The organism is Stenotrophomonas sp. 2619, from assembly GCF_040548725.1.
GTDB lineage: Bacteria > Pseudomonadota > Gammaproteobacteria > Xanthomonadales > Xanthomonadaceae > Stenotrophomonas > Stenotrophomonas maltophilia_AP.
Genome location: NZ_JBEPSF010000002.1, coordinates 371,909 through 387,814 on the forward strand (window position 1 = coordinate 371,909; position 15,906 = coordinate 387,814).

Consider the following 15,906-nt stretch of genomic DNA (forward strand, 5'->3'; position numbering starts at 1 on the left):
GTCGGTACGCACAACGATCACCGCGCAAGGGTAGGTGCCGACCGTTGGTCGGTACCCGGCACCCCGGCGACACCCCATAAAACCGCCGCAGATGCGCAGCCACGCCCGGCATCTCCTGCGCCAGCAGGTCCGGCGCAGAGAAGTGGTATTCGGTGACCACCGCGAAGAACTCTTCGGGCGCTTCAGCCGCATACGGGTCGATCAGCGTCTCCCGGCCACGGTCCACCTGGGCGCAGAACGTGTCATACGCCGCCTGGAAATCCTTCGCCCATTCGCGCTGCCATTCGCGCGGCAGCGGCGGGGTGCCGTCGATCGCACCGTCCAGCGCATCGATCTTGTGCGCCATCTCATGCACGGCCACGCAGTAGCCGGCATGCGGATCGGCGATGTCGGCCTGGATATCGGCCCAGGACAGAATCAGCGGGCCGCTGTCCCACGATTCGCCAATCAGTTCGTCGTCCCACTGGTGCAGCACGCCGGCCGCGTCCACATGGCTGCGCTGGACGCGGAACGCGTCCGGATAGACGATCAGTTGCGACCAGCCGCGCAGGCCCACCTCGCCCAGTTCCAGCAGCGGCAGGCAGCACAGGGCCGCCAGCAGGACCGCATCGCTGTCATCCAGGACCAGGCCACCCACCGGGCTGATGGTTTTCTCATGCAGGAAGCGCGCGGCCAGGCCGGCGAGCCGGTCGCGGCGTTGTGCGTCCAGTCCCTGCAGCCACGGCCCACGCTGACAGCTGCGCTGCCACAGGAGCGGATCAATCGCGCGCGGCGTGCGCCGCAGCCAACCCCACATACGTTCGATCAGCGGAACATGCCCGGCAGGAAGCTGTGCCATTTCGGCGCGCGCAGGCGCGGCAATACGTCGTCGTCGCCGCCACCCCCGCTGCTGGTGCCGCTGGCCGCGCTCGGCTTCACGGCCGGTGCGCGCGCGGCAGGGGCCGCGGCCGGTGCGGTGCGCTCGCTTTCGGCCGGGGAATACACACAGCCGCCCCGCCCCGTGCTGGTCAGCGCATCGGAAGCATGCGCGGCCAAGGGGGCCATCAGCAGGATCAGGCAATGGGCGAACGGGCGCATCGTCGACATCCGGAAGAACGGGTCAGTCTTCGATTCTAGCCCGATTCAGGGCCGTGATTGGAACCCCTCCCGGCAGGCAAGCGGCGGGGCTTTCCCGCATACTTTTGCCGATCACCTGATGGAAGCTGCTGTGGACGACCGCCAACTGCTGGCCAAACTGGGCGCCGGGCGCCTGTCCGGCGACGCCCTGGCGCATGAGCTGGGCGTGACCCGGGCCGCAATTTGGAAGCGGATTCAAGGACTTAGAGCCGCCGGGGTCGAAGTGGACGGACGCGCGGGCGAGGGCTATGGCCTGACCCGGCCGCTGGACCCGCTGGACGCCGACGCGATCCGCGCCGGCCTGCCGCAGGACGCCCAGCGCCTGGTGCGCGACCTGCAGGTGGCGTGGACGGTGGACTCGACCAACGCCGAATTGCTGCGGTGCAGCGCGCCTGAACAGGGCGTTCGCGTCCTGCTGGCCGAGCGCCAGACCGGCGGCCGGGGTCGGCGCGGCCGTACCTGGGCCTCGCCGCTGGCCGCGCATGTGTATCTGTCGGTGCTGCGGCTGTTCTCCGGCGGGCTGGTGCGCCTGAGCGGCGTGAGCCTGGTGGCCGGCATCGCGGTGGCCGAAGCGCTGCACGACCTGGGCTATGTGCAGGCACGGCTGAAGTGGCCCAACGACCTCATGGTCGACGGGCGCAAGCTGGTGGGGCTGCTCGCCGAGGGCGGTGGCGAATATGCCGGCCCCGCGCGGGCGGTGATCGGTATCGGTATCAACGTGCACATGCCGGCCGCCTTCGCCGACCAGATCACCCAGCCCTGGATCGACCTGGACACGCTGGCCGGTGCGCCGGTGGACCGCAATGCGGTGGTCGCGGCGGTGCTGGCGCGGCTGTTGCCCGCGCTGGAGACGTTCGACGCCGAGGGCCTGGCGCCGTTCCTGCCGCGCTATGCCGAACTGGATCTGCTGCGCGGCCAGACCGTGCGCGTGGAACAGGGCGGGCAATGGCGCGAAGGTACCGCGCTGGGATTGGCCGACGATGGCGCGCTGCGCGTGCGCATCGACGGCGTGGAGCAGCAGGTGCATGCGGGCGAAGTCAGCGTGAGGGCGCAATGAGCGACTGGTTGTTCGACCTTGGCAATTCGCGGTTCAAGTTCGCGCCGCTGCAGGGTGTGCGCGCCGGCGATGTGCAGGCCTGGCCGCACGGGGCCGAGACCATGCCCGCCGAGCAGTTGCAGGCATTGCCCAATGGCGACGTCGCCTACGTGGCCAGCGTCGCCGCGCCGACCCTCACCCGCAGCATGCTGGCGATCCTGCAGGGCCGCTTCCGCGAGGTGCGGGTGGCGCGCACCCAGGCCCGCTGCGCGGGTGTGCAGGTGGCCTATGCCGACCCGGACAAGTTCGGCGTGGACCGCTTCCTGGCGCTGCTGGCCGCCGCCGAGCGCGGCGAAGCAGTGGTGGTGGCCGGGGTGGGCACCGCGTTGACCATCGACCTGCTGGATGCCGATGGCCTGCATCACGGCGGCCGCATCGCTGCATCGCCCACGACCATGCGCGAAGCGCTGCATGCGCGCGCGGTGCAGCTGCCGCCCACGGGCGGTGACTACAGCGAGTTCGCCAATGACACGGCCGACGCGCTCGCCTCCGGTTGCGACGGTGCAGCGGTGGCCCTGATTGAACGCAGCCGCGCGCAGGCGGCCCGGCTGTTGGGACACGTGCCGGCGCTGCTGGTGCATGGCGGCGGCGCGCCCGCGCTGATGCCGCTGCTGGAGGACGCGCACTACCAGCCCGCGCTGGTGCTCGACGGCCTGGCGCGCTGGGCCGTGCATCAGCCGGCAGGCACACGGTAGGATCGCCGCATGCTGACCCGTGCCTTGATCGTCGTGCTGGCCATCCTCAACCTGGGGGTGGCGTTGTGGTGGATGTTGCGGGGCGAACCGGCGCCTGCGCCGCCGCCGCCGACCACCGGCGTGGCCCAGTTGCAGCTGCTGCCCGCCGGCGCCAACGCGCCCACGAGCACTGCCACCGCCGCTGCCAGCACGCCCGCCGCCGCGGCGCTGGATGACGTGACGCCGGCCGCCGTGCCGCTACCGCCAGTTGCTGCCCAGGCACCGGCACCGGCCGCCGAATCACCCGCCGCCACGGCGGTGGCGCCTGCGCCCGCCGCCGCGCCGCCTGCGCCCGCAGCGGCCGTAGCCCAAGCTCCTGCCCCCGTGCCTGCCGCGCCCGCTCAGTGCGTGAGCCTGGGCCCGTTCACCGACCGCGCCGCGGCCCAGGCCGCGCAGGCCAAGGCTGGCGGTACGCTGCGTGGCGCGCGCCTGCGCGAGGTAGCCGATGCCGGGGCCACCCGTTACCGGGTCGTCCTGCCCGCGGCGGCCAGCCGCGAGGACGCCCAGGCCACGGTCAAGCGCATCGTCGCTGCCGGGCTGAGCGACTACTACATCATCGCCAACGGGGAAGAGACCAACGCCATTGCCCTGGGCCAGTACCGCAACCGCGAGGGCGCCGAACGCCGCATGGCCGCGCTGAGTGCCGCCGGCTTCAACGCCCGCCTGATCGCCAGCGGTGGCGACGGCAGCGCGCAATGGTGGCTGGACGCGACCCTGGCGCCCCCGGCCGATGCCAGCGTCGCCCGGCAGCGCAGCGGTGCAGCCCAGCAACGCTCGCTGGACTGCGCGCGGGTGCGTTAGAATTCCCACGCACCATGCCGCTTTAGCTCAGTTGGTAGAGCAACTGTCTTGTAAACAGTAGGTCATCCGTTCGATTCGGATAAGCGGCACCATATTGGAGTTCCCGAAACGCCTTGGAAACAGGTGTTTCAACGAAAAGGCCAGCACTCCGTGCTGGCCTTTTTGCATTCACCGGGAACATCAACGCGGTTCGTCTGGATTCACGGCCGCGTGGACCATGATATGGAGTGGCTGCCATCAACGCGTGGCTGGCCAAGACGCGATCCGCATCGCTCCGTCTGCCGAGGTGCCAGACCGCACCATATCCGCGACTCCCCGTCTGAATCGTCGACACCTGCAGGACCGTTCCTTGGCCGACCACGATCACACCCAGCGCGCCCTCGCAGACCATCGGCCACATGAGCTCCCGGTAGCGCTGCCCGGGCACGCCGTAGACGTGCAGCAGCTCGCCGTCGTCCAGCTCGATCGCGCTGTAGTCCAGCGCGACGGTAGTTTCGACCTTGTCGCCACGCGCATCGTCGCTGAGCGGCATTTCGGTGATGAGCGGTTCGACATCCGAGATGGCACACACTGCGAGAGCCATGCGCGTGCCCGTTCTTCTCGATGATCCTCTCCTTCGTCCGATGTCAACGGGCTGAGAGCGCAGTGCGGAAGTGCGCCTGCATGGTCAACCGTTGACAGCCCTGCTGCACCGCCGCGAGTGGGTCTGTGCGGAGCTGGCTAGACTGTGACTCTTTTTTCGCATTTGCAGGAGGCATCCCATGGCCACGTATCCCCCGGTTTCCCTGATCGGCGTTCCCACCGACATCGGCGCGGGCCATCGCGGTGCCGGTCTCGGCCCGGATGCCCTGCGAATCGCTGGCCTGGGCGACGCGCTGGCTGCGCGTGGCGTGGACGTGCGCGACCTGGGCAACCTGGACGGCCCGCGCAACCCGTGGACCGCGCCGGTGCAGGGCTATCGCCACCTGGACGAGGTGGTGGCGTGGAACCGCGCGCTGATGGACGCCACCTACGCCGAGCTGCAGGCCGGTCGCATGCCGATCATGCTCGGCGGCGACCATTGCCTGGGCATCGGCTCGATCACCGCGGTGGCGCGCTGGTGCCGCGAACAGGGCAAGACCCTGCGCGTGCTGTGGCTGGATGCGCATTCGGACTTCAACACCAGCGAGGTCACCCCGTCGGGCAACGTGCACGGCATGCCGGTGGCCTGCCTGTGTGGGCTGGGCCCGGACGCGCTGACCCGGTTGGGCGGCGATGCCCCGGCGATCCGCCCGCAGCAGGTGCACCAGATCGGCATCCGCTCGGTGGACCAGGAAGAAAAGCGGCTGATCAAGCAGCACCAGGTGGATGTGTATGACATGCGCTACATCGACGAAGCCGGCATGAAGCGCACCATGGAGGCCGCGCTGGAGGGCATCGACGCCAACACCCACCTGCATGTCAGCTTCGACGTGGACTTCCTGGACCCCAGCATCGCCCCGGGCGTGGGCACGACGGTGCCGGGCGGGGTGAACTACCGCGAGGCGCAGCTGGTGATGGAGATGATTGCCGACACCGGCCGCATGGGCTCGCTGGACATCGTCGAACTCAACCCGCTGCTGGACAACCGCAACAGCACCGCCGTGCTGGCCGTGGACCTGGTGGAAAGCCTGTTCGGAAAATCCACGTTGATGCGCGACTGAGGCTCCGTCGGCCGGGGTTTGCCAACGATTTGCTGAACGCCGCCAAGGTGCGTTCACATCCGCTGCACGCCCCTCCCGCCAGATTGCACTTCACGCGGCGGCGGTGCTGGAAACAGCCACGACGTCACCGCGATCAGGAAGAGGATCTGCCATCGCCGCCGTGCGGTGGCCGGTTCATCTGACAGGTGGGACCGGATTGCCGGTGTCGACGTAGATTAAACAGGAGAACCCCATGAAGCGTGTTATTGCACTGATGCTGTTGTCGATGTTCTCGGTAGCCATGCTGTCCGGCTGCAACACCGTTGCCGGTGCTGGCAAGGACGTGCAGAAGGCCGGCGAGAAGGTCGAAGACGCCGCCAAGACCAACTGATCCACGCGATCAGGCTGGACCGAAAAAGGCCGGGATCTCCCGGCCTTTTTCGCGTCTGTCGCATGCCGCCCGCCAGCACCTGTTCAATCACGTGAGCATGCGTTTCATCCGCGCTTGACCGCCACCGAACGTCGTCCATCGCATTCTGTCCGTGCGGCGAAGGTGCCGTTGCAATCAAGGAAGCGAACCCATGAACAAAGACATCATTTCCGGCAAGTGGACGCAGCTCAAGGGTAAGGCCCAGGCCAAGTGGGGCGACCTCACCGACGACGATTTCAAGGTAGCCGAAGGCAACGCCGAATACCTGGCCGGTCGCCTGCAGGAACGCTATGGCTGGGCCCGCGACCGCGCCGAAACCGAGGTCCGCGACTTCGAAACCGCCATTCGCAAGGACTACCCAGATTACAAGTGACGCCGGCACGCACGTGCCAGCGACAGCTTCACCGGGTGTATGAAACGAAACGGGCCGCATCGCGCGGCCCGTTTTGTTTGTGCGGGCGCTGTCCTCAGCGACGGCCATCGTCGCCCGGCGGATCGGGCACGTACTGCGACGGGAACGCACGCGGACCGTCCTGGCGCGGCTGCTGCACCGGCAGGATGCCGCGTGCGCGCAGGTTGCGGGCGCTGTCATAGCGCAGCTCGGTCTGCTGCACGGGGTAGTCGGTGGCACGCTCGAAGGTGGTGTCGCGCACCTGCGAGGTTTCGCGCGCACCATGCCCGGTGCCCAGCCGCTGGGCCGGTGCAGGCGCCGCGGCGGGCGAACCGCGCGCGCTGTCGGCCATGGCCTCGGCCTGCGCGCCGGCGTCCTGCGTGGACAACCGGCGGCGCCCCGGCACGGGCTTCAGCGCGGGCGTGGTGAGTATCGCCCCTGCTTCGCGGAACACCGCGATGCCGATCACCCCGATGTTGTCCGGGCGGCCGGTGCGCCCGGCGTAGCTTTTGCCGGGCGAGGTGAACACGAACTGCGCCACTTCATCCTGCGATTTGCGCCAGCCGCTGATGTCGGCGGTCTGCCAGGGGTTGAGCACGTAGCCGGTCTGGCCGGGCGCGGCCACCTCGCCGCTGATGGCGTTCAGGCCATCCACCGACACCACCACCAGCACCCGTTCGGCGCTGTGGTTGCGCAGCCGCACACTGTAGCGGTGGCCCTTTTCCCCGGCGATCCAGCGCTGGCTGCCCTCGCGGTACTGCGGCAGCGTGGTACCCGCATCGCGGTCCAGCACGGTCAGGTAGACCGGGCCCGACTCCAGGCGCGGGGGCAGCGGGGCCGGGCGGAAGCCGCACAGGACCAGCACGGCAAGCAGGGGCAGCAACAGGCGTTTCATGGCACGGCTCCACGTTGGGGTGATAGGTTGAACGGCTCACCGTTGCCAACGGGGTTGAGCCGGGGCAGGTAAACTGGCGTGGTTCACCTGTCCGTAATGATCCCCCTATGACCACCCGCGTTCTTACCGGCATCACCCCCTCCGGCACCCCCCACCTGGGCAACTATGTGGGCGCCATCCGCCCGGCCATCGCGGCCAGCCAGGCGTCGGAGATCGAGAGCTTCTTCTTCCTGGCCGACCTGCACAGCCTGATCAAGGCGCAGGAACCCGAGCGCACCCAGCGTTCGACCCTGGAGATCGCGGCCAGCTGGCTGGCCTGTGGGCTGGACCCGGACAAGGTGTGGTTCTACCGGCAGAGCGACATTCCCGAAACCACCGAGCTGATGTGGTTCCTCACCGCGATCGCAAGCAAGGGCATCCTCAACCGCGCCCACGCCTACAAGGCGGCCGTGGACAAGAACCGCGAAGAGCAGCTGGACGAGGACGCCGGGATCAGCGCCGGGCTGTTCATGTACCCGGTGCTGATGGCCGCCGACATCCTGATCTTCAAGGCCAACCGCGTGCCGGTGGGCCGCGACCAGATCCAGCACATCGAGATGGCGCGCGATTTCGCCCAGCGCTTCAACCACGTGTATGGCAAGGCGTACTTCCCGTTGCCGGAGGTGGTGATCGACGAACAGGTGGCCACCCTGGCCGGCCTGGACGGGCGCAAGATGAGCAAGAGTTACCACAACACCATTCCGCTGTTCGCCCCGCGTGCGGAGCTGAAGAAGCTGGTGTTCTCCATCCTCACCGATTCGCGTGCACCGGGCGAGCCGAAGAGCACCGAGGGCTCTGCCCTGTTCCAGATGTACCAGGCCTTCGCCAGCGCCGAACAGACCGCCGGGTTCGCCCAGGCGTTCGCCGAGGGCATCAGCTGGGGCGATGCCAAGCAGCAGTTGTTCGAACGCATCGACGCCGAGCTCACCCCGCTGCGCGAGCGCTACGAGGCGCTGATGGCCGAGCCGGAAAAGATCGAGGCGCTGCTGCGTCGCCGCGGCCAGCAGCTGCGCGAGCAGTACGCCATTCCACTGCTCAAGGAGCTGCGCCATGCGGTGGGCCTGCGTGACCTGTCCAGCGCCGGCGACATCGCCGGTGATGCCAGCACTGAAGCGCGTGCGGCACCGCCGCTGTTCAAGCAGTACCGCGAGCAGGATGGCCGCTTCTATTTCAAGCTGCTGGCCGGTGATGGCAGCCTGCTGATCCAGAGCGAGGGCTTTGATTCGCCGCGCGATGCCGGGCAGCTGATCGGCGTGCTCAAGCAGACCGAACACGGCGATGGGCTGCAGAGCGAACTGTTCAAGCTGGACGCCGAAGTGGACGTGGTGCTGGCCGCACTGCAGGAACTGCGCGGATAATGCCGGCCGCCGCGATCCGTGGTGCCGGCCGCTGGCCGGCAACCAGGCGATCGCGGCGGTACGTGGCGCCGGCCAGCGGCCGGCGCTACCGGGTTCGGGCACGTGGCATGATGCGGGCATCCTGAAGGGGAGACTGCGATGGCCTGGTTGTCGTTGTTGTTGTTCCTGCCCTGGTTCGTGCTGCTGGGTGCGCTTTACTGGCTGTTCCCGCGGCAACCGCGCAATGCGGCGCGGCGCACATTCGATGCGGTCGCGCTGCTGCTGGCCTTCGTGCTCAGCATCGCGGCGATGCTGTGGGGCCACCATATCGGCGTGGTGCAATCCGACGCCGGACCGATCTGGCGCCAGGTGCTGGCGGTGCTGTACGCCTACGGAGCCTTCCTGGCGGTGCTGGTGGGTGCCATCCTGCTGCGCACCTCTTGGCTGGCCGGACGTGCGACCAAAGCCGCATCGAAGCCAACGAACGGATCGTCCTAAGATGGGGGCGTAATCCGTCCGGGATGATCCGATGTCGTTCGACCCCAGCATCCACACCATCGATACCGGCTTCATGCAACGCGGGAGTTTCGACGCGGCCTACCTCGTCGTGGAAAACGGCCGCGCCGCCTTCATCGACTGCGGCACCGGGCTGGCCGTGCCCGCGATGCTGGCCGCGCTGCAACGCGCCGGGCTGGCCGTGGACGCGGTGGACTGGCTGATCCTCACCCACGTACACCTGGACCACGCCGGCGGTGCCGGCTTGCTGATGCAGCAGCTGCCGAACGCCCGGCTGGTGGTGCATCCGCGCGGTGCGCCGCACATGGTCGATCCAACCCGGCTGATCGCCGGGGCGACCGAGGTGTATGGGCAGACGCAGATCGAACACAACTACGGCCCGATCCTGCCGGTCAGCCCCGACCGCGTGGTCATCGCCGACGACGGCCATCGCGTGGATCTGGCTGGCCGCAGCCTGCTCTGCATCGATACCCCGGGGCACGCGCGCCACCACCTGTGCGTGTGGGACGCGCGCAGCCGCGCATGGTTCACCGGCGACACCTTCGGGCTGTCCTACCGCGAGCTGGATAGCGACCGTGGCGCGTTCATCGTGCCCACCTCCTCGCCGGTGCAGTTCGACCCGGAACCGCTGAAGCAGTCGATTGCGCGCCTGCTGGCGGTTGCGCCGCAGGCGATGTTCCTGACCCACTACGGCCGCGTCGACGACGTGGCCAGGCTGGCCGCCGACCTGGTCGAGCAGATCGATGCGATGGTCCACATCGGGCACCAGTGCGATGCGCGCCCCGACCGCCACCGCTGCCTGGTGGCGGCGCTGACCGCGCTGTACCTGGAGCGCGCGCAGGCGCACGGCTGCCGGCTTGACGACGCGGCGGTGACCCAGGTGCTGGCGATGGACATCGAGCTCAATGCGCAGGGCCTGGCCTGCTGGCTGGATCGCGATCGCCGCTGACGGTGCACGGTCATGCAGGTGTCACGTTACACTCGCAGGCCCTTGCTTTCCGTGCTGGTGCCTGCCGTGAATCCGATGCGCATGTTGCTGCTGTCGTCCTGCCTGTTCGTGGGTGGTCTGGCCCACGCGGCCAATGACCTGCCCGGCGGCGGCATCGACCCGCAGGCACTGTCGCGGCACGTGCGCATCCTGGCCTCGGACGCCTTCGAAGGCCGCGCCCCGGCGACGCCGGGCGAAGAGCGCACGGTCCAGTACCTGATCGAGGAATTCAAAAAGTACGGCCTGCAGCCCGGCGGCGTGGACGGCAGCTGGGTGCAGCCGGTGCCGATGGTGCGCGCCCAGGTCGATGGCCCGGTGCGTGCGCAGCTGCGCCAGAAGGGCAGCACCCGCACTCTGGCCAATGGCGAGGACGTGACCCTGCAGAGTTTGCGCCCGCAGCAGGCGGTGGCCATCAAGGACGCGCCGCTGGTGTTCGTCGGCTACGGCATCGACGCGCCCGAGCGGCAGTGGAACGACTACAAGGACGTGGACCTGCACGGCAAGATCGCCGTGGTGCTGATCAACGATGCCGACTTCGAGGCCGACCAGCCGGGCGCGTTCGATGGCAAGGCGGTGACCTACTACGGCCGTTGGACCTACAAGTTCGAAGAGGCCGCCCGCCGCGGCGCGCAGGGCGTGCTGATCGTGCATGAAACCGCGCCGGCCGCGTATGGCTGGGCCACGGTGAAGAGCTCGGGCACCTCGCCGCTGTTCGATATCGAACGCACCCCCGAACAGGCGCTGGCCCAGCACGTGCCGGTGCGCGGCTGGATGCAGCGCAGCCTGGCCGAACAGCTGTTCCGCGACGCCGGCCTGGATTTCGACGCCGAAAAGCGCAAGGCCATGACCCCGGCGTTCAAGCCGGTGGCGCTCGGCGATGCGCGCCTGTCGGTGAACTTCAAGCTCAAGCGCGAGCAGGTCATCACCCGCAACGTGGTGGCCAAGCTGCCCGGCGGCGCGCATGCCGATGAAGCGGTGATCTTCTCCGCGCATTGGGACGCGTTCGGCATTGGCCAGCCCGATGCCAAGGGCGACCGCATCCGCCGCGGTGCGATCGACAACGCCACCGGCGTGGCCACCGTGCTGGAGCTGGGGCGGGTGTTCGCCGCGGGCCCGCAGCCGCAGCGCACGCTGTACTTCGTGGCGCTTACCGCCGAAGAGAAGGGCCTGCTGGGCGCCAGTTACTACGCCGCCCACCCGCTGGCGCCGTTGGACAAGACGGCCGCGGTGCTCAATATCGAGATGTTCAGCCCCGATGGCCCCACCCGTGACATCGCGTCCTGGGGCAAGGGCCGGGTGTCGCTGGAAGGCGACCTGGAGCGCGTGGCCAAGGCCCGCGGCCGCAGCTATTCGCCGGACCCGAACCTGGAGGCCGGCTTCTTCTACCGCGCCGACCATTTCGCCTTCGCCCGTCTGGGCGTGCCGGCGATCACCATCGGGCCGGGGTTGGACATGACCGACGGTGGCGTGGAGAAGGGCCGTGAACTGCGCGATGCCTACTTCGCCGCGTGCTACCACCAGGCGTGCGACGCGTGGACCCCGACCTGGGATGCCAGCGGCCATGCCGCCGATACCCTGCTGGTGTACGACCTGGGCGCCGAGCTGGCCAACAGCCGCCGCTGGCCGCATTGGGAGCAGGGGTCGGAGTTCCGCAAGGTGCGCGAGCAGAGCGAAGCCTCGCGCCGCTAAGGCGCCTCAGCGGCGGCGCGCGCCACGCCGCGGCAGCGGATTGACCCGCCGCGGCGGGCGGGTGGGCGCCAGCAGGACCCACCCGAGGGCCACCAGACCGACGGCAATGCCTACCTGGATGCACTGCTGCACGGTGAAAGCGACCGGTGACAGTTCGTACCAGAGCCAACGCGGCCGCCCACGCCCGGTGCCGAGGGCGACCCCGCGATACACCGCCAGCGCGGTCCCAAGCAGTATCAAGACCGACAGGCTGTGCACCGCCACCAAGGCGTACATCCGCGCATGCCCGTGATGCTTCCAGCGCCACTGCCGGAACAGGGCGACTGCACACAGCAGCGCTGCGCCCGCTGTGAGCCAGACCAGGACGCGCTGCACGGGTTTCACCCAAGGCCGCAAGGGTTGGTCACGCTGCTCCAATCGTTGGCAGGCCAGCGCATGCGCCTGCTGCTCCAGCGCGGTAGGCGCGCGGGCCACGCTGCTGGGGTGGCGGTCGGGCACCGGCTGTCCGGCGCGACATTCGCGCGCACCGCCCACGGCCGGGAGCAACAGCCCCAGCCCGATCAATATCCACAGGATCCATCCCCGCACCGCCACGTCCCTCTGCTGCGTCATCCAATGCCCCACGCCGCATGATCGGCGCAGGGTCACGGAGAAGGGTACGCGATCGGCCGGCGGCGATTGCAGCGCGGGCCGCGTGTGCGGCCCGCCACGGTCAACGGCTTACGGCTGGGTGCGGGTGCCGTCCAGCCAGTTGGGGCCCTTGTTCTTCAGGAAGAACACGTACACCACCAGCGATACCGCGATGATCGCGGTGACATACCAGGCGAACTGGCCCACCCGATCGCTGCTCTTGGCCGCCTGGTACAGCAGGGGCGCGGTGCCGCCGAACAGCGAGTTGGCCATGGCATAGCCGAAGCCCACGCCCAGTGCACGCACGTGGGTGGGGAACAGCTCGGCCTTCACCACCGCGTTGATCGAGGTGTAGCCGGTCAGGATCACAAAGCCGATCGCCAGGATCACGAAGGCCATCAGCGGATCCTGCTGCTGGGGCAGCGCCGTGATCAGGTAGTGGCTGTACAGCACGCCGCCCACGCCGAAGAACACCAGCAGGCTCTTGCGGCCGACGATGTCGGACAACCAGCCGCCAATGGGCTGCAGCACCATCAGGAAGGTCAGTACGCCCAGGTTGATCAGCGTACCGGTCATCACGTCGGTGCCGGCGAAGGCGCTCTGGATCATCTTCGGCCCGTTCACCGAGTAGGTGTAGAAAGCCACGGTGCCACCGGCGGTGATCAGGAAGCACAGCAGCAGCGGACGCCACTGGTGCACGAACAGCTCGTACATCGAGCCGGACGCCTTGGCCCGCCCTTCCTTGGCCGCTTCGATGGAATCCTCGCCCAGCGATTCGTCCATGCTGCGGCGCAGCCAGAACACCACGATGGCGGCGATGCCGCCGATGCCGAAGGCGATGCGCCAGCCCCATTCGGAAATCTGCGGCTTGTCCCAGAAGGTGAGCATGCCCAGCAGGGTCAGCTGCGCCAGTACGTGGCCGCCCACCAGGGTGACGTAGTGGAACGAAGACAGGAACCCGCGCCGGCCGGGAATGGCCGCCTCGGACATGTAGGTGGCGCTGGTGCCGTATTCACCGCCGGTGGCAAAGCCCTGCAGCAGGCGCGCGAACAGCAGGATCACTGCCGCCCAGATGCCGATCTGCGAGGCGGTGGGGGTGATGGCGATGAGGAACGAACAGCCGGCCATCACCGTGACCGAGACCGTCAGCGCCAGGCGCCGGCCGTAGCGGTCGGCGAAGCGGCCGAAGTACCAGGCACCGATGGGGCGCATCAGGAAGGTGGCGGCGAAGATCGCCCAGACGTACATCGTGGAGTTCTTGTCGGCGGCCGAGAAGAACTGCGATTCGAAATACACCGCGAACACGGAGTAGACGTAGACGTCATACCACTCGACGAGGTTGCCGGCCGAGCCTTTGAGGGTGTTGGAGATCGAGCGCCGCAGCGCGGCCCGCTCGGGGTGTGCCACGGCGGCGGGGGAGGGAGTACTCATGCAGGGAGGGTGTCCTGGCTGGGAAACGATGGTGCGTCACCCTTGTTACCCTACCGCACGTCAACGACAGGTGCCCGACACCGGGGGCCCGGCAGGCCAAAGCAGACACAGCTTGCCGTTTTCCTTCGTGAACCGGGCAGCGCAGTGGCCTAGAATTCGGGTTCCCCCGGATGGTGGTGTGCCATGTCTTCGCCCGAACCCTCAGCGGCTGCTCCCCGGAGCGGCCTTGTCGTACTGGCCCTGTTGCTGGTGTATGTGGTCTGGGGGTCCACCTACCTGGGTATCCGGCTGGCGCTGGAGGGCGGCGCCCTGCCGCTGACGATGGTGTCCGGTGCCCGGTTCATCATCGCCGGGTCGCTGATGTACGCGGTGCTGCGCTGGCGCGGGATGGCCGCGCCGACCCGCCGCCAGTGGCGCAACCTGGCGATCATGGGCCTGACCATGCTGGTGCTGGGCAACGGCATGGTGGTGCTGGCCGAGCGCACGGTGTCGTCGGGCCTGGCCGCCACGGCGGTGGCCTCGGTGCCGTTGTGGATGGCGCTGTTCGGGGCGATGCGCGGCACCCACGCCAGCCGTGGCGAGTGGCTGGGCATTGCGATCGGCTTCCTGGGCGTGGTCTGGCTCAACGCCGGCAGCAGCCTGACGGCCTCGCCGCAGGGGTTGATCCTGCTGCTGATCGCGCCGATCGGCTGGGCCTTCGGTTCGGTCTGGGCGCGCGGGCTGGACCTGCCCAACCCGTTCATGACGGCCGCGGGGCAGATGCTGTGCGGCGGGGTGATGCTGGTGGCGCTGGGCGTGGCCACGGGCGAGCGGCCGACGACGTGGCCGAGCATGAACGGTCTGTTGGCGGTGGCCTACCTGTGCATGTTCGGTTCGATCGTGGCGTTCACGGCCTATGTGTGGCTGCTGCACAACGTGCGACCGGCCCTGGCGGCCAGCTATGCCTATGTGAATCCGGTGATCGCGGTGATGCTGGGCGCGTTGATCGGCCACGAGCGTTTCGGGCTGCATGACATCGCGGCGATGGTGGTGATTCTGGTCGGCGTGCTGGTGCTGACGCTGGCCCGGACGCGCGCGAAATGAGTGCGCTGCCGCAGCACAGTCTGCAGGAGCAACGGCGCGGTCTGGCGATCACGGCGTTTACGTTCACGCTGTGGGGGTTGGTGCCGGTCTACTGGCACCTGCTGCAGGCGGTGCCGTCGCAGCAGATCATCGCGCATCGGATCATCTGGAGCACGGTGCTGGTGGTGGCCTGGCTGCTGCTGAGTGCGGGGACGGGCTGGTGGAAGCAGATTGCGGCGCAGAAGCGGGCGCTGCCGACGCTGGCGCTGAGCAGCGTGGCCATTGCGTTCAACTGGGGGCTGTACATCTGGGCGATCAATGCGGGGCACGTGATCGAGACGAGCCTGGGGTATTTCATCAATCCGCTGGTGAGCGTGGTGCTGGGGGTGGTGGTGCTGAAGGAGCGGCTGCGCGGGTTGCAGTGGCTGGCGGTGGGCTGCGCGGCGTTGGGGGTGGCGTGGCTGACCTACGATGCGGGCACGCCGCCGTGGATTGCGTTGGGGCTGGCGTGTTCGTTCGGGCTGTATGGGTTGTTGCGGAAGCTGATTTCGGTGGACCCGGTGGCGGGGTTGGGGGTGGAGAGTCTGTATTTGTTCCTGCCGGCGATCGGGTTTGCGGTGTGGAGCGAGAACGGGCACGGCGGCGGGTTCTTCAGTGGCTGGGGCTGGAAGAACGATGCGCTGCTGATTCTGGGCGGTGCGGTGACGGCGCTGCCGTTGATCGGGTTTGCCTACGGGGTGAAGCGGATTCCGCTGTCGCTGGTGGGGATTCTGCAGTACATCGCGCCGAGCCTGGGGTTGTTGCTGGGGGTGTTCTTCTTCCGCGAGCCGTTTGATACGGCCAAGGCGATCGGGTTTGCGGCGATCTGGACCGGGCTGTTGCTGTTTATCGGTGACAGTGTGTGGCGGTCGCGGCGGGGGTGAGGGTTTTTTTTGAAGCTTGAAGGGCGCAAAGCCCTGGTTGGCGCGTGCGACGGGCTGGGCGGGGGGGGGGGGGGGGGGGGGGGCCCCCCCCCCCAAAAAAAAAAAAAAAAAAAACCCCCCCCCCCCCCCCCCCCCCCCCCCAAAAAAAAAAAAAGAACCCCCCCCCC

At 68.3% G+C, this 15,906-nt stretch carries 16 protein-coding genes, 1 tRNA gene and 2 pseudogenes; 13 read left to right on the top strand and 6 right to left on the bottom strand.

Translation table 11 applies throughout. The features are described 5' to 3' along the window. Nucleotides 1-64: 64 nt before the first annotated feature. Nucleotides 65-838 (bottom strand): annotated as a pseudogene (locus ABIA71_RS04315) (M90 family metallopeptidase); the annotation flags it as partial. Continuing rightward, the gene (locus ABIA71_RS04320; protein ID WP_038692631.1) at nucleotides 805-1,077 is read right to left on the bottom strand and encodes a hypothetical protein; all 273 of its coding nucleotides are present in this window, start codon (nucleotides 1,075-1,077) and stop codon (nucleotides 805-807) included. The pseudogene ABIA71_RS04315 and the gene ABIA71_RS04320, both read right to left, overlap by 34 nt. A gap of 130 nt (nucleotides 1,078-1,207) precedes the next feature. Here ABIA71_RS04320 and birA point away from each other — a divergent pair, with 130 nt between their 5' ends. The 4 genes from birA to ABIA71_RS04340 all read left to right on the top strand — a co-directional run bounded on the left by birA (nucleotide 1,208) and on the right by ABIA71_RS04340 (nucleotide 3,839). Beyond that, nucleotides 1,208-2,173, top strand: coding sequence for a bifunctional biotin--[acetyl-CoA-carboxylase] ligase/biotin operon repressor BirA (birA, locus tag ABIA71_RS04325; protein ID WP_354283448.1), 966 nt, complete (start codon nucleotides 1,208-1,210; stop codon nucleotides 2,171-2,173). Further along, complete coding sequence (locus ABIA71_RS04330) at nucleotides 2,170-2,907, top strand: type III pantothenate kinase (RefSeq protein ID WP_354283404.1); 738 nt, start codon at nucleotides 2,170-2,172, stop codon at nucleotides 2,905-2,907. The genes birA and ABIA71_RS04330 overlap by 4 nt, the downstream gene beginning before the upstream one ends. A 9-nt stretch (nucleotides 2,908-2,916) precedes the next feature. After that, nucleotides 2,917-3,747, top strand: coding sequence for an SPOR domain-containing protein (locus tag ABIA71_RS04335; RefSeq protein WP_354283406.1), 831 nt, complete (start codon nucleotides 2,917-2,919; stop codon nucleotides 3,745-3,747). A gap of 16 nt (nucleotides 3,748-3,763) precedes the next feature. Beyond that, nucleotides 3,764-3,839: transfer RNA gene (locus ABIA71_RS04340), tRNA-Thr, on the top strand. Nucleotides 3,840-4,102: 263 nt separating this feature from the next. Here ABIA71_RS04340 and ABIA71_RS04345 read toward each other — a convergent pair. Continuing rightward, nucleotides 4,103-4,330, bottom strand: a pseudogene (locus ABIA71_RS04345) (GTP-binding protein); the annotation flags it as partial. A gap of 178 nt (nucleotides 4,331-4,508) precedes the next feature. Between ABIA71_RS04345 and rocF the strand changes: the two are divergent. The 3 genes from rocF (at nucleotide 4,509) to ABIA71_RS04360 (ending at nucleotide 6,211) form a co-directional block, all read left to right on the top strand. After that, on the top strand, nucleotides 4,509-5,429 hold the full coding sequence (gene rocF / locus ABIA71_RS04350) for an arginase (RefSeq protein ID WP_354283408.1): 921 nt from the start codon (nucleotides 4,509-4,511) through the stop codon (nucleotides 5,427-5,429). Nucleotides 5,430-5,661: 232 nt separating this feature from the next. Beyond that, complete coding sequence (locus ABIA71_RS04355) at nucleotides 5,662-5,799, top strand: entericidin A/B family lipoprotein (protein WP_038691079.1); 138 nt, start codon at nucleotides 5,662-5,664, stop codon at nucleotides 5,797-5,799. Between the two features lie 190 nt (nucleotides 5,800-5,989). After that, nucleotides 5,990-6,211, top strand: a complete 222-nt coding sequence (locus ABIA71_RS04360; RefSeq protein WP_038691077.1) for a CsbD family protein — start codon at nucleotides 5,990-5,992, stop codon at nucleotides 6,209-6,211. 94 nt (nucleotides 6,212-6,305) lie between these two features. Here ABIA71_RS04360 and ABIA71_RS04365 read toward each other — a convergent pair whose 3' ends face one another. Further along, on the bottom strand, nucleotides 6,306-7,124 hold the full coding sequence (locus ABIA71_RS04365; protein ID WP_354283411.1) for a hypothetical protein: 819 nt from the start codon (nucleotides 7,122-7,124) through the stop codon (nucleotides 6,306-6,308). Nucleotides 7,125-7,231: 107 nt separating this feature from the next. Between ABIA71_RS04365 and ABIA71_RS04370 the strand changes: the two genes are divergently transcribed. From ABIA71_RS04370 to ABIA71_RS04385, 4 genes are all read left to right on the top strand, one after another. Next, nucleotides 7,232-8,521 (top strand): tryptophan--tRNA ligase, encoded by a 1,290-nt coding sequence (locus ABIA71_RS04370; protein ID WP_354283413.1) that lies wholly within the window; start codon nucleotides 7,232-7,234, stop codon nucleotides 8,519-8,521. Between the two features lie 138 nt (nucleotides 8,522-8,659). After that, on the top strand, nucleotides 8,660-8,998 hold the full coding sequence (locus ABIA71_RS04375) for a hypothetical protein (RefSeq protein ID WP_354283415.1): 339 nt from the start codon (nucleotides 8,660-8,662) through the stop codon (nucleotides 8,996-8,998). 31 nt (nucleotides 8,999-9,029) lie between these two features. Continuing rightward, entirely contained in the window at nucleotides 9,030-9,965 is a 936-nt protein-coding gene (locus ABIA71_RS04380; RefSeq protein ID WP_354283417.1) for an MBL fold metallo-hydrolase, read from the top strand. Between the two features lie 75 nt (nucleotides 9,966-10,040). Continuing rightward, nucleotides 10,041-11,693: a M28 family metallopeptidase gene (locus ABIA71_RS04385; protein ID WP_354283450.1), complete on the top strand. Its 1,653-nt coding sequence runs from the start codon at nucleotides 10,041-10,043 to the stop codon at nucleotides 11,691-11,693. A gap of 6 nt (nucleotides 11,694-11,699) precedes the next feature. On the opposite strand, the gene ABIA71_RS04390 is transcribed toward ABIA71_RS04385, so the two are convergent. Together ABIA71_RS04390 and ABIA71_RS04395 are read right to left on the bottom strand one after the other, a co-directional pair. Continuing rightward, nucleotides 11,700-12,305, bottom strand: a complete 606-nt coding sequence (locus tag ABIA71_RS04390) for a hypothetical protein (RefSeq protein ID WP_354283419.1) — start codon at nucleotides 12,303-12,305, stop codon at nucleotides 11,700-11,702. Nucleotides 12,306-12,413: 108 nt separating this feature from the next. Next, entirely contained in the window at nucleotides 12,414-13,754 is a 1,341-nt protein-coding gene (locus ABIA71_RS04395) for an MFS transporter (protein ID WP_128095576.1), read from the bottom strand. Nucleotides 13,755-13,937: 183 nt separating this feature from the next. Here ABIA71_RS04395 and yedA point away from each other — a divergent pair, with 183 nt between their 5' ends. After that, the gene (gene yedA / locus ABIA71_RS04400) at nucleotides 13,938-14,837 is read left to right on the top strand and encodes a drug/metabolite exporter YedA (RefSeq protein ID WP_354283421.1); all 900 of its coding nucleotides are present in this window, start codon (nucleotides 13,938-13,940) and stop codon (nucleotides 14,835-14,837) included. Beyond that, nucleotides 14,834-15,739 (top strand): EamA family transporter RarD, encoded by a 906-nt coding sequence (gene rarD, locus ABIA71_RS04405; RefSeq protein WP_354283423.1) that lies wholly within the window; start codon nucleotides 14,834-14,836, stop codon nucleotides 15,737-15,739. The genes yedA and rarD overlap by 4 nt, the downstream gene beginning before the upstream one ends. Nucleotides 15,740-15,906 lie beyond the last annotated feature (167 nt).

Excerpts from the sequence above, each read along its gene's own strand:
- ABIA71_RS04370 (WP_354283413.1), top strand. The coding sequence starts at position 7,232 with ATGACCACCCGCGTTCTTACCGGCATCACCCCCTCCGGCACCCCCCAC.
- ABIA71_RS04355 (WP_038691079.1), top strand. The coding sequence starts at position 5,662 with ATGAAGCGTGTTATTGCACTGATGCTGTTGTCGATGTTCTCGGTAGCC.
- yedA (WP_354283421.1), top strand. The coding sequence starts at position 13,938 with ATGTCTTCGCCCGAACCCTCAGCGGCTGCTCCCCGGAGCGGCCTTGTC.
- ABIA71_RS04320 (WP_038692631.1), bottom strand. The coding sequence starts at position 1,077 with ATGCGCCCGTTCGCCCATTGCCTGATCCTGCTGATGGCCCCCTTGGCC.
- ABIA71_RS04395 (WP_128095576.1), bottom strand. The coding sequence starts at position 13,754 with ATGAGTACTCCCTCCCCCGCCGCCGTGGCACACCCCGAGCGGGCCGCG.
- ABIA71_RS04390 (WP_354283419.1), bottom strand. The coding sequence starts at position 12,305 with ATGACGCAGCAGAGGGACGTGGCGGTGCGGGGATGGATCCTGTGGATA.
- ABIA71_RS04380 (WP_354283417.1), top strand. The coding sequence starts at position 9,030 with ATGTCGTTCGACCCCAGCATCCACACCATCGATACCGGCTTCATGCAA.
- ABIA71_RS04330 (WP_354283404.1), top strand. The coding sequence starts at position 2,170 with ATGAGCGACTGGTTGTTCGACCTTGGCAATTCGCGGTTCAAGTTCGCG.
- ABIA71_RS04360 (WP_038691077.1), top strand. The coding sequence starts at position 5,990 with ATGAACAAAGACATCATTTCCGGCAAGTGGACGCAGCTCAAGGGTAAG.
- rocF (WP_354283408.1), top strand. The coding sequence starts at position 4,509 with ATGGCCACGTATCCCCCGGTTTCCCTGATCGGCGTTCCCACCGACATC.
- ABIA71_RS04385 (WP_354283450.1), top strand. The coding sequence starts at position 10,041 with ATGCGCATGTTGCTGCTGTCGTCCTGCCTGTTCGTGGGTGGTCTGGCC.
- ABIA71_RS04335 (WP_354283406.1), top strand. The coding sequence starts at position 2,917 with ATGCTGACCCGTGCCTTGATCGTCGTGCTGGCCATCCTCAACCTGGGG.
- rarD (WP_354283423.1), top strand. The coding sequence starts at position 14,834 with ATGAGTGCGCTGCCGCAGCACAGTCTGCAGGAGCAACGGCGCGGTCTG.
- ABIA71_RS04375 (WP_354283415.1), top strand. The coding sequence starts at position 8,660 with ATGGCCTGGTTGTCGTTGTTGTTGTTCCTGCCCTGGTTCGTGCTGCTG.
- ABIA71_RS04365 (WP_354283411.1), bottom strand. The coding sequence starts at position 7,124 with ATGAAACGCCTGTTGCTGCCCCTGCTTGCCGTGCTGGTCCTGTGCGGC.